This window comes from Microbispora sp. NPDC088329 (assembly GCF_040685655.1).
Lineage (GTDB): Bacteria > Actinomycetota > Actinomycetes > Streptosporangiales > Streptosporangiaceae > Microbispora.
Window position 1 is genome coordinate 389235 of record NZ_JBFBIP010000005.1, and the last position, 14027, is coordinate 403261.

General features: G+C 70.9%; 13 protein-coding genes and 1 pseudogene. 9 read left to right on the forward strand and 5 right to left on the reverse strand.

From position 1 onward, the window contains the following. Positions 1-3 precede the first annotated feature (3 nt). On the reverse strand, positions 4-471 hold the full coding sequence (locus AB0O28_RS13845) for a metallopeptidase family protein (RefSeq protein ID WP_363639804.1): 468 nt from the start codon (positions 469-471) through the stop codon (positions 4-6). 166 nt (positions 472-637) lie between these two features. On the opposite strand from AB0O28_RS13845, the gene AB0O28_RS13850 reads away from it, so the two are divergent. From AB0O28_RS13850 to AB0O28_RS13880, 7 genes are all read left to right on the forward strand, one after another. After that, positions 638-1003 (forward strand): DUF3499 domain-containing protein, encoded by a 366-nt coding sequence (locus AB0O28_RS13850; protein WP_139573364.1) that lies wholly within the window; start codon positions 638-640, stop codon positions 1001-1003. Between the two features lie 94 nt (positions 1004-1097). Beyond that, on the forward strand, positions 1098-2453 hold the full coding sequence (locus tag AB0O28_RS13855; protein WP_363639806.1) for a phosphomannomutase/phosphoglucomutase: 1356 nt from the start codon (positions 1098-1100) through the stop codon (positions 2451-2453). 4 nt (positions 2454-2457) lie between these two features. Continuing rightward, on the forward strand, positions 2458-2631 hold the full coding sequence (locus tag AB0O28_RS13860; RefSeq protein ID WP_357035272.1) for a Trm112 family protein: 174 nt from the start codon (positions 2458-2460) through the stop codon (positions 2629-2631). After that, positions 2628-3791 carry an SIS domain-containing protein gene (locus AB0O28_RS13865; RefSeq protein WP_363639808.1) on the forward strand — a complete coding sequence of 388 codons (1164 nt, stop codon included), beginning with the start codon at positions 2628-2630 and terminating at the stop codon, positions 3789-3791. Before AB0O28_RS13860 ends, AB0O28_RS13865 begins: the two co-directional genes overlap by 4 nt. A 34-nt stretch (positions 3792-3825) precedes the next feature. Next, positions 3826-4767 carry a cation diffusion facilitator family transporter gene (locus tag AB0O28_RS13870; protein ID WP_363639810.1) on the forward strand — a complete coding sequence of 314 codons (942 nt, stop codon included), beginning with the start codon at positions 3826-3828 and terminating at the stop codon, positions 4765-4767. A 162-nt stretch (positions 4768-4929) separates the two neighbouring features. Beyond that, positions 4930-5508, forward strand: coding sequence for a DUF6230 family protein (locus tag AB0O28_RS13875; protein ID WP_363639812.1), 579 nt, complete (start codon positions 4930-4932; stop codon positions 5506-5508). A 46-nt stretch (positions 5509-5554) separates the two neighbouring features. Further along, entirely contained in the window at positions 5555-6994 is a 1440-nt protein-coding gene (locus AB0O28_RS13880; RefSeq protein WP_363639814.1) for a DUF6114 domain-containing protein, read from the forward strand. A gap of 10 nt (positions 6995-7004) precedes the next feature. On the opposite strand, the gene AB0O28_RS13885 is transcribed toward AB0O28_RS13880, so the two are convergent. The 3 genes from AB0O28_RS13885 to AB0O28_RS13895 are packed head-to-tail and all read right to left on the reverse strand — an operon-like array spanning position 7005 to position 9282. Further along, positions 7005-7670, reverse strand: coding sequence for a response regulator transcription factor (locus AB0O28_RS13885; protein ID WP_363639816.1), 666 nt, complete (start codon positions 7668-7670; stop codon positions 7005-7007). After that, complete coding sequence (locus AB0O28_RS13890) at positions 7667-8890, reverse strand: histidine kinase (protein WP_363639818.1); 1224 nt, start codon at positions 8888-8890, stop codon at positions 7667-7669. The genes AB0O28_RS13885 and AB0O28_RS13890 overlap by 4 nt, the downstream gene beginning before the upstream one ends. Before the next feature lie 59 nt (positions 8891-8949). Further along, entirely contained in the window at positions 8950-9282 is a 333-nt protein-coding gene (locus AB0O28_RS13895; protein WP_357035251.1) for a MerR family transcriptional regulator, read from the reverse strand. Between the two features lie 169 nt (positions 9283-9451). Between AB0O28_RS13895 and ahcY the strand changes: the two genes are divergently transcribed. Beyond that, positions 9452-10879 carry an adenosylhomocysteinase gene (gene ahcY / locus AB0O28_RS13900; RefSeq protein WP_363639820.1) on the forward strand — a complete coding sequence of 476 codons (1428 nt, stop codon included), beginning with the start codon at positions 9452-9454 and terminating at the stop codon, positions 10877-10879. Between the two features lie 64 nt (positions 10880-10943). Next, positions 10944-12200, forward strand: a complete 1257-nt coding sequence (locus AB0O28_RS13905; RefSeq protein WP_363639822.1) for an adenosylhomocysteinase — start codon at positions 10944-10946, stop codon at positions 12198-12200. A 278-nt stretch (positions 12201-12478) separates the two neighbouring features. On the opposite strand, the pseudogene AB0O28_RS13910 reads toward AB0O28_RS13905, so the two are convergent. Continuing rightward, positions 12479-14027: pseudogene (locus AB0O28_RS13910) on the reverse strand (hypothetical protein); the annotation flags it as partial.

Sequence of the window (14027 nt, forward strand, 5' to 3'; positions counted from 1 at the left end):
GCTTCAGTGGCGGTCGTCGTAGCCGGGGTCGATCGTCTCCGGTGTAAGGCCGAGCAGGCTGGCCACCTGTTCGACGACCACGTCCAGGACCAGCGTGCCGAGCTGGTCCCGGTCGCGGGCCCGGGCCTCCAGAGGGCGGCGGTACAGCACGACGGTGGCCGGATCCTCCCCGGAGGCCGACTCAGCCCGTCCCAGCGGGATGGGATCGGAGGACAGCCGGGCGGGGCCGTCCACCAGCTCGGCCGCCGGCGGCACCTCCTCCACCGCGAACTCCACCGACGCGAGCTGGGTGCCCCACCGCGGCTTGAGCCGGTCGACCGCGTCGAGCACGAGGTCGTCGAACCGCTCGCCGCGCGACTTGGCGATGGGAACGTGCGAGGGTGCGAGAGGGCCGCGCATGCCGCGGCCGTGCCGGTCGCGCCGGCGCACCCGCCGCACAGGATCCGGCCTGTCACCGCTCCGCTCGCTCACGCAGCCAGCTTAAGGCGTGTGCCGCCGGTGCGGTGGATCCCCGCGGGTGTGTCCGCTTTGCCCGTCAACGTCATGTCGACTTCTGAGAACAGTGAATTGTGGCGACACGTTCAATAAGAGCGGCGGGGTGGTGGCAATGTGAACGCGGACCGGATACGGTCCCTCCGTGAGCCCCGTCCGCAGCTGTTCCCGTACCGCCTGCAGGCAGCCTGCCGTCTTCACACTCACGTATGTCTACGCCGACTCGACCGCCGTACTCGGCCCCCTGGCGACGTACGTCGAGCCACACTGTTACGACCTGTGCGCGGAGCACGCGGAACGGCTCACCGCGCCCAGGGGATGGGAGGTCGTGCGCCTTCCGTCCGAGTCCGTCTCCCCCAGCGGGGACGATCTGGAGGCCCTGGCGAACGCGGTCCGGGAGGCCGCGCGCCCCGCTCCCGCCGCCGGCGAGCCCGTCGGCCAGGCGGTCGAGGTGGGCCGCCGGGGGCACCTGCGGGTGCTCAAGTCCGCCCAGCCCAACAGGGAGCGATGAGCCCGGGCGAAATCGCGCGTTGGAGGGCTCGTTGGGTGGGCAATCAGGCGCTATAGGCTCAGGTGCGAAACTTAACGACTTTTAGGGGCGTGCAGTGGCCGACCTCAGCAGGATCTTCAAGGCGTACGACGTGCGCGGCGTGGTGCCGGACGAGCTGAACGAGGAGATCGCGCAGGCCGTCGGGGCGGCCTTCGTGGAGCTGACCGGTGCGACCTCGGTGGTGATGGCGCACGACATGCGCGCCTCCTCCGGCCCGCTGGCCGCGGCGTTCGCCCGTGGCGCGACCTCCCGGGGCGCGGATGTGATCAACGCGGGTCTCGGCTCGACCGACATGCTCTACTACGCCAGCGGCAGTCTGAACCTGCCGGGCGTCATGTTCACCGCCAGCCACAACCCGGCCAAATACAACGGCATGAAGATGTGCCGGGCGGGCGCGGTGCCGGTGGGCACCGACACCGGCCTGCTGGAGATCCGCGACCGCGCGGCCGAACTGCTCGACAGCGGGCTGGGCGGCGAGCCCGGCAAGGGCACGGTGACCGAGCGGAACCTGCTGGAGGGCTACGCCGCCCATTTGAAGACGCTGGTCGACCTGTCGGGCATCCGGCCGCTGAAGGTGGTCGTGGACGCCGGCAACGGCATGGGCGGCTACACGGTGCCGGAGGTCTTCAAGGGCCTGCCGATCGAGCTGACCCCGCTCTACTTCGAGCTCGACGGCAGCTTCCCCAACCACGAGGCCAACCCCATCGAGCCGGAGAACCTGCGCGACCTGCAGAAGGCGGTCGTCTCGCAGGGCGCGGACATCGGCATCGCCTTCGACGGCGACGCCGACCGGTGCTGGGTCATCGACGAGCGGGGCGAGTCGGTCCCGCCGTCCACGATCACGGCACTGGTCGCGGTGCGGGAACTGGCCAAGAACCCCGGCGCCACGATCATCCACAACCTGATCACCTCCAAGGGCGTTCCGGAGATCGTCGCCGAGCACGGCGGCAAGCCCGTCCGCACCCGCGTCGGCCACTCGTTCATCAAGGCGGAGATGGCCCGCACCGGCGCCGTCTTCGGGGGCGAGCACTCGGCCCACTACTACTTCCGCGACTTCTGGTTCGCCGACTCCGGCATGCTGGCCGCCCTTCACGTGCTCGCCGCGCTGGGCGAGCAGGACCGGCCGCTGTCGGAGGTGCTGGCCCGCTACTCGCGCTACGCCGCGTCCGGCGAGATCAACAGCCGGGTCGACGACCAGACCGCCGCCCTCGACCGGGTACGCGAGACCTTCGCGGGCCGGGAGGGTGTTACCTTCGACGAGCTGGACGGACTCACCGTCAGCGGTCCGGACTGGTGGTTCAACCTCCGTCCGTCCAACACCGAGCCGCTGCTCCGGCTCAACGCGGAGGCCGCCGACGCGGAGAAGGTCGCCGCAGTCCGGGACGAAGTGCTCGCCGTGGTAAGGAGCTGACGAGTTGAAGATCGACGACTGGCTGCTGGACATCCTCGCCTGCCCGGCGTGCAAGTCCCCGCTCCGCGCCGTGCCCGACACGGACGAGCTGGCCTGCACCTCGGAGTCGTGCGGGCTGGTCTATCCCGTGCGTGACGACATCCCGGTGCTCCTCGTCGACGAGGCACGCAAGGCATGACCGGTGCCGGAGGGGCCCGGTTCGAGCCCGACCGGCTCGACGACCAGGCATACCTGGTGGAGGGCGACCCCTCCGGCATGCTCCGTTCCGTCGCGTCGTCGGCCGCCCAGGTGCGGGCGGCGTACCGGTCGGCGGTGGAGAGCGGCCTGGCGCGGATCGGCGGCGACGGCCGCCCCCGGGCGATCGTCGTGGCGGGCGTGGGCGTCTCCGCCCTCGCGGGCGACGTGCTCGAGGCGCTGTGCCGGTACGGCGCTCCGGTCCCGGTGGTGACGGTGCGCGGGCATCGGCTGCCCGGCTGGACCGGCGCCGCCGACCTCGTCATCGCCGTCTCCCGCTCCGGCGGGACCGAGGAGACCGTCGCCGTGGCCGCCGAGGCCGTACGGCGCGGGTGCGCGCTCGTCGGCGTGGGCGCCCCCGACTCGCCGCTGTCGGCCCTGGTCGCGCGCGCGGGCGGGCCGTACGTGCCGGTGGGCGGGGCGACCGGGGTGGCCGGACAGCCGAAGGCCACGCTGTGGTCGCTCCTGGTGCCGCCGATCCTGGCGGCGGCCGCGCTCGGGCTGGTCCCGGCGGGGGAGAGCGAGTTCGAGTCGGTGGCCAAGCGGCTGGAGGACCTGGCCCATCGGTGCCGCCCGTCGAGCGAGTCGTTCATCAACCCCGGCAAGACGCTGGCATTGGAGCTGGCCGGGACGCTTCCGGTCATCTGGGGCACCTCGCCGCTGGCCGCGGTGGCGGCCCGCCGCCTGGCCGACCGGCTCAGCGAGGACGCGGGCTACCCGGCGATCTGGGGGGAACTGCCCGAGGCCACTCACAACCAGATCGTGACGTTCGACGGTCCGCTGGCCGGACGGGACGTCTTCGCCGACCCGTTCGCCGACGAGCCGGGGGAGGGCGTGCGCCTGCGCCTGTTCCTGCTGCGCGACGTGGAAGAGCACCCGCAGGTGACCAGGTCCCGCGCGGCCGCCGTGCGGCTGGCCGAGGACCGGGGCGTTCCGGTGTCCGAGATCCTGGCCGAGGGTGTGCACCCGCTGGACCGCCTCGCCGCTCTGGTCGGCCTGTGCGACTACGCGACTGCCTACCTCGCGCTCGGGTACGGGATGGACCCGGCATCGGCCACGGCGGCTACGGAACTCCGGGCCAGGATTTCCGGGATTTCCCAATAGGATCGCCTCGGCCGATTGATATGAGGAGTTCATCGTGAGTGCGGGTGGCGGTACCAAGGCGATCCTCGCGGCGCTCGGCGCCAACCTGGCGATCGCCGTGGCGAAGTTCGTGGCGTTCCTGTTCACCGGATCGTCGTCGATGCTCGCCGAGTCGGTCCACTCCGTGGCGGACTCCGGCAACCAGGCGCTGCTGATGCTCGGCGGCAAGCGCGCCGAGAAGCGGCGCACCCGCAAGCACCCCTTCGGCTACGGCCGGGAGCGCTACTTCTACGCGTTCGTGGTGGCCGTGGTGCTGTTCACGATCGGCGCCCTGTTCTCCCTCTACGAGGGATGGCACAAGATCGCTGAGCCGCAGCCCGTGGAGTCGCCGGTCTGGGCCTTCGCGGTGCTGGTCTTCGCGATCGTCGCCGAAGGCTTCTCGTTCCGTACGGCGATCAAGGAGTCGAGTGCTCTCAAGGGCGAGCAATCCTGGGTGGCGTTCATCCGCAGGGCGAAGGCCCCCGAGCTCCCGGTCGTGCTGCTGGAGGACTTCGGCGCGCTGATCGGCCTGGTCTTCGCGCTGTTCGGCGTGGCGATGGCCGTCATAACCGGCAACGGCATGTGGGACGGCGTCGGCACCCTCATGATCGGTGTGCTGCTCGCCGTGATCGCGGTCATCCTGGCCACCGAGACCAAGTCGCTGCTGATCGGCGAGAGCGCGACCCCCGAGGTGGAGGACAAGATCTGCGCCGCGCTCGAGGCCGCCCCCGAGGTCAGCCGGGTCATCCACCTGCGCACCCTGCACCTGGGCCCGGAGGAGCTGCTGGTCGCCGCGAAGATCGCGGTGGAGCACGACGACACCGCCGGCGAGGTGGCGCGGGGCATCGACGAGGCCGAACGGCGCATCCGCGAGGCGGTTCCGATGGCCCGGGTGATCTACCTGGAGCCGGATCTCTACCGGGCGGACGCGGCCTCGGAGCAGCACGCCGGCGCGTGATCCTCGTTACGGTCCGCCAGTTCTCACTGCGCACCGTAATTGAAATGTGATGGTGAGTCACTTCAACCTCGGTGGTACCGGTCGGTAACTTTGCTTTTACATTTGACTGGTTCCCCCCCGAGGTGACTCATGGCTCAACAGGGACGTGTCCGGCAGGGACGCGTGCGATGGAAGCGATTCGCGCTCGTGTTCGTGCCGGCGCTCGCGGTCGCCTCCGTATTGGTCGGCGCGACGGCCGAGGGGGCGATCGGCGCGTCGTTCGTGGTCTCGGGTGACACGTTCAAGGTCTCCGCCGACACCCTGCAGGGCCAGGGCTTCGTCCAGTACGGCAGCACGGTGGAGAACAAGAAGGGTCAGAAGATCCCGGTCGCCGTCTCCGGCATCCGCAAGGCCACCTTGACCAACATGTGCCAGACGGTCCTGGTGAAGTCGCCCGTCGGCGCCGTGACCATCCGGATCACCGCCGGCACGGGCAAGGACCCGGTGACCGCCGAGAACATGATCGTCGACGCCTCCCAGATCGAGGGCAACGCGGTCTTCACCAAGCTGGAGGCGGGCCGCGACGCCGCCTCCCTCGACCAGGTGCCGGGCGCCGAGGGCGCGGCGGGCATGTTCGGTCAGCAGGCCAGCGCGGTCACCATCAAGGATTTCCGGCAGGTCTCCTGGTCGGTCAACGCGGCGACGTTCAAGCTGCCGGGGTTGAAGCTGGCGGTGGAGCCGGGCGAGCACGAGTGCTTCTGATGCGGGTGCTTCACATGGCCGGACACACGCTCCCCGGCGGGCGGCGATGAGCGGATCCTGGCGGCGGTCGCGGCCGTTCTGGGGTGGTCTGCTGGTGCTCGCGGCCGGCCTGGAAATGCTGAGCATTCCGTTCGCGACCCAGGCCCTGCCGCTGGTCATCCAGTCGGGCACGGTCGGCGCCACCTACCTGATCGCGCTGGTGCTGATCATTTTGGGCCTGATGGTCTGGCTGCAGCCCAACCAGCGGGCCTTCCTCGGCGTGGTCGCCGTGCTGGTCTCGATCGCGTCGTTCGTCTACGCCAATCTGGGCGGCTTCCTGGTCGGCATGCTGCTCGGCCTGGTCGGAGGCGCGCTCGCGGTCGCCTGGGCGCCCGCGGAGACCACCGAGACCGCCAGGCCATCCGTGCCACCGGTGCCACCCGGGCCGTCGGCAGCGGAGATGACCTTCACCGAGCGCCGGGTGGTCAGCGGCGAGGAACTGCTGGACGCGACCCGGCCGCAGCGGTCCGCAGCCGAATCCGCCGCCGAGTCCGGGGGCGAAGGCCGGCAGTTCCTGGTCGCCCGGGTTCGCCGTCACCCAGATCCCGAGGTTGGGTCCGCAGCCGGGCCGGCGGCCGGGCCCTCTCCGGAGGACCCCGACGACGACGTGCCGAACGACTCGCAGGACGGCCCCCAAGGCGGCCCTGACGACGGGGGTGTGCGACCGGGCGACGGCGGGCGCGGAGACGCGGGGCCGGGTCCGGCGGCCAGAGCGCTGGCGATCGCCGTGCTTCCCGTCATCCTGGCGACCGGAACGGCCATGGCGCGGGAGGACCCCGTGCCAGGCGGGCAGGGCGGCTCCCTCCTGCCCGGCGTCCTCCCGAGCGCCGCTCCCAGCGGCCTGTCCGACGTCCTCAACGGCGTCCTGCCCAGCGCGGTCCCCACGGCCCTGCCCACGGCCCTGCCAACCGGCGCCCTGCCCACGAGCCTGCAGGACGTCGTGGGGTCGCTGACCGGCAGGAGGAGTCCCTCGCCGTCGCCCGCGGCGGGCGGTGACGACGAGCCGGGGGTCTCTTCCGCGCCGGGGGCGGTGGCGGTCGCGACCGAGACGGCCGCGGTCCGCGCGCCTTCGCTGACCATGACCGGAATGAAGTTCACCGGTGTGGTCGAGATGCCCACCGCGACCGGCTCGGTCAAGATGCTCCGCTTCACGATGGACAAGGCCGTGCTGGAGCAGCCCACGCAGACGATGGGCTCGACGACGCTGACCGGCAGCACGTTCACCTTCGAGGGCGACGTGGTGATCTGCACGACGAAGATGACCGCCAAACTCCTCGGGCTGCCTCAGGAGTTCACGGCCGACAACCCGAACCTCCTGGTCAGGGCGCTCAAACTGGTGCCGTCCCTGAACGTCCCGCTGACGATGACCGACGTCGTCAGCGAGCAGCCGTACGTCACGGCCGACTCCCTGCGCGCCGACGACCTGCACCTCGTGGTCGGCGCCTGAGCGCCCGCGATCAGCCGAGGTCCCCGGGCCGTACGAGGCCGGTCTCGTAGGCGTGGACGACGGCCTGGGTGCGATCGCGCAGGCCGAGCTTCGCCAGCAGCCGGGCGACATGCGTCTTCACCGTGTGCTCGGTCACCACCAGAACCGCCGCGATCTCGGCGTTGGACAGCCCACGGGCCATGAGCCGCAGCACCTCGGACTCGCGCGCGGTCAGCGGCGCCCGCGCGCGCCGCGGTGCGGTCGGCGGGGGCTCGGCGGCCCGCCGTCGCGTGAACTCCGCGATGAGCCGCCGGGTGACCTTGGGGGCGAGCAGGGCGTCGCCGCGAGCGATGATCCGTACGGACTCGGCCAGTTCCCCGGCCCGTACGTCCTTCAACAGGAAGCCGCTCGCTCCCGCCAGGAGCGCCTGGTAGACGTACTCGTCCAGGTCGAACGTCGTGATCATCAGAGCCCTGACACCGATCTCGGTGACGGCCCGGGCGGCCTCGATCCCGTTGAGCAGCGGCATCCGGATGTCGAGCACGGCGACGTCCGGCCGCTCGGCGCGGGCCAGCCGTACGGCCTCCCGTCCGTCGGCGGCGGCGCCGACGACCTCGATGTCCGGCTGGGCGGCCAATACGGCGGCGAACCCCCTGAGCACCACCGGCTGGTCGTCGGCCACGAGCACTCTGATCATTCGGTGGGCAGTCCCACCTGAATGAGGAAGCCGCCGTCCGGACCCGGCCCGGCGACGAACCAGCCGCCCAGGGCCGTGGCGCGCTCGCGCATGCCGACCAGCCCGTGTCCGCCGATCGCGTCGCCGGTCGCGTCGCCGGACGCCTTTTCCGTCGGCGTCCGCTCCGCGGGAGTCTGCTCCGCCGGGGCCGGGCCCGGTCCGTTGTCGGCGATGCGGAGCGCGAGCAGCACGGGCCGGTAGGCGATCTCGATCGACACGCGGCAGCCCGGCGCGTGCTGCCTGGCGTTCGTCAGGGCCTCCTGAATGATCCGGTACGCCGAGACGTCCACGGCCTGCGGGAGTTCCCGCTCGACCCCGACGACGTCGAGGTCGACCTCGCCGCCGTGCCGCTCGATCAGCTCCGGCAGCCGCGCCAGGCCGGGTTGCGGCGCGGTCTCCGGCGGTGCGTCGGCCCGCAGGACACCGAGGAGCCGGCGCATCTCGGCGAGCGTGCCCCGGGCCGTCGCGGCGATCTCCGCGAACTCCTTCCTGCCGTCGTCGCCCAGATCGGCGATGGTGTACGGCGCGGTCTCCGCCTGGACGGCGATCATCGAGATCGAGTGCGCCACGATGTCGTGCATCTCCCTGGCGATGCGGGCCCGCTCGGCCATGGCCGCCTGCTCGCGCAGCGCCTCCAGGTTGTCCACCCGGGCTTCGCGCACCTCGTTCCGGCTCCGCCGCAGGTCGGCGAGGAGCGCTGTCGCGGCCGGCAGTGCCGCCCCGCCCAGGGCGAGATCGATCCGGTGCGGGCCGAGGTACCAGACGGCGAGGAAGGCTCCGGCCGACGAGGCCGCCGCGAGGAGCCAGGCGGTCCACCGGCCGGCCACGCGGAAGATCGTGTAGGCGGACAGCAGTCCCGACGCGTACACGGGCAAGGTGAGGCCGAAGATGTCCCCGTCGATGCTGCGCTCGAAGAACAGCAGGGCGATCGCTCCGATGGCGGTCAGGGCCACCGCCTCGACGGGGTGACGGCGGCGCAGGGCGTGCGGCAGCGTCGCGAGCCCGGCGGCGGGGATCCCCACGTGGCTGAGGTAACCGTGGAACGCGCCGAGCTGGACCAGCGCGAGGAGGAACAGGCCGAGGCCGATGGCGATATCGAGGAGCGGCGAGTCGAGGGCTCTCCGGACGTCGAAGGCCGCCACCCGCCGCTCCATCGATCCGAGCTTCGAAGTGATGTCCACGGGGAGAGTCTGTCTCCGCTCGGAGGGGAGATCGTCACTCCCAGGAGTGAACTCCTGGTTCATCGACCTCTCAGCAGCCGCAGGGCCTTCTCCTTCTCGAAGTCCAGCGCGCGGCGTGGCGCCTGGATACGCCCGATGCGCACACCGAGGTCGCGTACGGCCTGGGCCACCGCGGGCTCGGACAGCGCCCGGAGCGCGAAGGCCAGCTCGGCCGGTGAGACGTCGAACCGGCGCTCCAGCTCCATCGCCTGGCGTACCGCCTCCAGCTCGTCGGGCCCGAAACGCCTGTGGGCTCCCTTGTCCCGAACGGGAGGCAACAGGCCGAGGGCCTCCCGGTAGCGCAGCATCCGGGGGGACATGCCGAGTCGCCTGGCCGCCTCGGTGATGCGCATCGTGCCTCCGGTCCCGTTCCTGGGGTCCACGCTAGACAGTGCGCCGGGCCTCTGGCACCCGCCCGCGCGGAAATCTCACATTCTTGTGTCAGGTTCGCGTACCTCCGTATGCGCTACGGCGTCCGCGCCGCCTAAACTCGCAGCGACGGACAACTGAGGAGACACACTCATGGACTTCAAGGTCGCCGACCTTTCGCTTGCGGAATTCGGCCGCAAAGAGATCCGCCTCGCGGAGCACGAGATGCCGGGCCTCATGGCGACCCGCAAGGAGTACGCCGCGGCGCAGCCGCTGCGCGGCGCGAAGATCATGGGCTCGCTGCACATGACGATCCAGACCGCCGTGCTGATCGAGACGCTGGTCGCGCTCGGCGCCGACGTCCGCTGGGTGAGCTGCAACATCTTCTCCACCCAGGACCACGCCGCCGCCGCGGTCGTCGTCGGCCCCGACGGGACGCCCGACGACCCCAAGGGCGTGCCGGTCTTCGCCTGGAAGGGCGAGACGCTGGAGGAGTACTGGTGGTGCACCGAGCAGGCCCTCCGCTGGCCCGACGGCTCCGGCCCCAACATGATCCTCGACGACGGCGGCGACGCCACCCTGCTCGTGCACAAGGGTGCGGAGTTCGAGAAGGCCGGCGCCGTACCGGTCGCCGGTGAGGACGACCCGGAGGAGTGGGCGGTCATCCTCGACACGCTCCGCCGTACGGTCTCCGAGGACAAGTGGTGGACCCGCGTGGCCGAGGACATCAAGGGCGTCACCGAGGAGACCACGACCGGTGTGCACCGGCTCTACGAGATGCACAAGTCGGGCACGCTGCTCTTCCCGGCCATCAACGTCAACGACTCGGTGACCAAGTCGAAGTTCGACAACAAGTACGGCTGCCGCCACTCGGTGATCGACGGCCTCAACCGGGCCACCGACGTGCTGATCGGCGGCAAGGTCGCCGTGGTCTGCGGCTACGGCGACGTGGGCAAGGGCTGCGCCGACGCGCTGCGCGGCCAGGGCGCCCGGGTCATCGTCACCGAGATCGACCCGATCTGCGCGCTGCAGGCCGCCATGGACGGCTTCCAGGTCACCACCCTGGAGGAGGTCGTCGGCATCGCGGACATCTTCGTCACCTGCACCGGCAACTACGGCATCATCAGCGCCGAGCACATGACGCAGATGAAGCACCAGGCGATCGTGTCCAATATCGGCCACTTCGACAACGAGATCGACATGGCCGGCCTGGGCCGCATCCCCGGCATCAAGAAGATCAACATCAAGCCGCAGGTCGACGAGTGGGTCTTCCCCGACGGACACTCGATCATCGTGCTGGCCGAGGGCCGCCTGATGAACCTCGGCTGCGCCACCGGCCACCCGTCGTTCGTCATGTCGAACTCGTTCACCAACCAGGTGATCGCGCAGATCGAGCTGTTCACGAAGACCGACGAGTACCCGACCGGCGTCTACGTGCTGCCCAAGCACCTCGACGAGAAGGTCGCCCGTCTCCACCTCGACGCGCTCGGCGTGAAGCTGACCACGCTCAGCAAGAAGCAGGCGGAGTACATCGGCGTCGACGTCGAGGGCCCGTACAAGCCGGACCACTACCGCTACTGACGGCGGGGCACACGACGAGGGGCGCGGGCCCGGCCCGCGCTCTCTCGTCAGGAGGTACAACGGCGTGATTCAGCCGGACATCGCGGCGGACCTCGCGGAGGCCGGAGAGCGGCGCATCGAGTGGGCGGCCCGGTCGATGCCGGTCCTTCAGGCGATCGGCGCCGGATTCGGCGTCGATCGGCCGCTCGACGGCCTGCGAATCGCCGCCTGCATGCACGTCACCGCCGAGACGGCCGTGCTCATGGGGGCGCTGCGGGAGAGCGGCGCCGAGATCGCCCTGGCCGCGTCCAACCCCCTGTCCACCCAGGACGACGTCGCCGAGGCGCTGAGAACGTACGGCATCGCCGTGCACGCCCGCGCCGGGGTGGACAAGGAGACCTACTACCGGCACATCCACCAGGCGCTCGACATCGCGCCGAACGTCGTGCTCGACGACGGATGCGACCTCGTCAACATCCTGCACACCGAGCGGGTCGAACTCCTCGACGACGTGATCGGCGGCTGCGAGGAGACCACAACCGGGATCATCCGGTTGCGCCAGATGGCCTCGGAGAACGCGCTGCGCTTCCCGATGGTCGCGGTGAACGACACCCGGACGAAGCGGATGTTCGACAACCGTTACGGCACCGGCCAGTCGACGCTCGACGGCATCATGCGGGCCACGAACGTCCTGCTGGCCGGCCGCACCGTCGTCGTCGCGGGCTTCGGCTTCTGCGGCCGGGGCGTCGCGGAGCGGGCCAAGGGCCTCGGCGCGCGGGTCATCGTCACCGAGATCGACCCGGTCAAGGCTCTCGACGCCGCCCTGCAGGGCTACGACGTGCGGCCGATGAGCGTGGCCGCCGAGATCGGCGACGTGTTCGTGACCGTCACCGGCAACCGCGACGTCATCCGCGCCGAGCACCTGGCGGTCATGAAAGACGGCGCGATCCTTGCGAACGCGGGCCACTTCGACGTCGAGATCGACGTACGCGCGCTGGAGGAGATGGCCCGCGAGGTGCGCTTCGCAATTCGGCCCAACACCGACGAATACGTCCTGGACGACGGCCGAAGGCTGCTGCTGCTCGCCGAGGGGCGCCTGGTGAATCTGACCGCCGCCGAGGGCCACCCGGCCGCGGTGATGGACATGTCGTTCTCCGCCCAGGCACTCGCCGTCGCGTGGCTGGTGCGAGAGTCCGCCCGGCTGGCCCCCGGCGTGTACGATGTCCCGGCCGACATCGACGCCGAGGTGGCCCGCCTGAAACTCGCGGCTGCCGGGATCTCCATCGACACGCTCACGGACGAACAGGAGGAGTACCTCCACTCCTGGCGCCTCGGGTCCTGACCCCCGGCCCGCCGTGCCGCCGGCTCTGCACACGTGGACGCCCGCTGATCGGACGAAGTAACGCTGCCCTGCCTGCGGTGGTGCCCTGCGTGTGGGGACGTTCTGCCTGTAGTGATGTTTCCGCGAGGTGGACACTCTCGGTACGGGTGTTTTTCGCACCATGGACGATTTTCTGCCGGCGCGCTCGTCGCGCGAACCGGCACAGGCGCGCACCCTGACACAGGCCCCGCCGAAGCGTGGTCGGCCGCCACTCTCGCCGATCGCCCGGTATCGCCCCTTCACTGGCGCCGCCTCGGGGCTCGGGTGGGGTGGTGGTAGGTGAAGGCCCAGCGGTCTTTGCCGGTTGTGTGGCGGGTGTAGCGCTCGGGGTGCTGGTAGCGGTCACGGTTGTGGAACTGGCAGGCCGGGCCGAGCAGCTTCAGGTCCGTGAGCCCGCCGGTGCTCCAGTTGTCGGCGTGGTCGATCTGGCACATGGTCGCGGGCAGGGGGCAGCCGTCGATCCAGCAGGTGGCGTAGCGGGCGAAGACCGCCCGGCGTTGGGCCGGGGTGGCCAGCCTGACTTTTCGGCCCATGTCGAGGACCTGTCCGTCGGCGTTCATGACCAGGCGTACCAGGGTGGAGGTGCGGGCCAGGCGGTGCACGCCGGAGACGGGCAGCACCTGCCCTGTGGCCAGCAGCAGCCCCGGCGCCCTGCCCAGCAACGCCCCCGGCCATGTTTTCGCCCCCGGACCCAGCCCTGTCGCCGGCCCTTGCTCCGCCGAGTCTGCCCCCGGCCCTGCGCCCGGCTTATGAGGGCCCGGCTTATGAGGGCCCGGCTTATGAGGGCCCGGCTTATGAGGGCCCGGGTCATGGGAGTCCGGGTCATGGGAGTGCTGCCCGCCGCGCACGTCGCCGTGGGCGTCGGGTGTGCCCAACCCATGCCGGGATCCCCCCGCAGGCCCAGGCCCGGCGTGGGCGTGACGGGCAGAAGCGCCCCACGCAGGAGGATCCGGCGGTTGCCGCTCATCCCAGCGCGACCTACCCGACCGTGACTCGCTCTGCTGTGACTCGCTCTGCTGTGACTCACGCTGTCGTGGCTTGCTCTGCTGGGGCTCGCTCGACCGCGCCCTCTCCGGCCGTGTCCCCTCCGGCCGTGTCCCCTCCGGTCGCGCCTTCTCCGGCTGCGTCCCTCCCTGCTGCTTGCTCTCCGACTCGTCGCCCTCCGACTGTCCGAACCCGGCTGCGTCACCGAGGCCCGCAGCACCGGCGCCCACAGCGACCGCGTCGGTCCCTTGGGCCTCGCTCGACGCAGAGCACACGGCCTCCTCGGCGGGCTCCACGGACTCGGCCGACTCGATGAGCTCGGGGGCGGCCGACTCGGGGGCTCCGGTGGCCTGCCCATCGCGGCCATCCCGGCCGCCGTGAACGTCTCGGACATCCCCGGTGTTCTCGACGCTGCCGGTCTCCCCGGCCTTCTCCGCGTTCCGGCCGCCCTGGACGCCCAGGACGTTGTCGGCGTCTGCGGTGGCGGCTGCGGTGTCTTCGGCGGCCTGAGTGTCCGGGCGGCTGCCGAGATCTTCGGCGTCGCTGGTGCCGTTGTCCTCGAGGTCCTCCGTGTCCTGGCAGTTCTCGCTGTCCTCGGTGGCGGTGGCGTCCTCGGGGTGGTTGGCGTCGTCGTCCTGGTCGCCCTGGTCGCCCTGGTCGCCCTGGTCGGGGACGGGATCGTCGACCGGGTCAGGGGCGGTGTCGGTGGCCGGGTCGGTGGGGAGGGACTCGGCGTTGACCAGCACCAGAAGCTCGGCGACGATCTTCTGCTCCAGCAACGCGATCAACGCATCGGCCTGACGT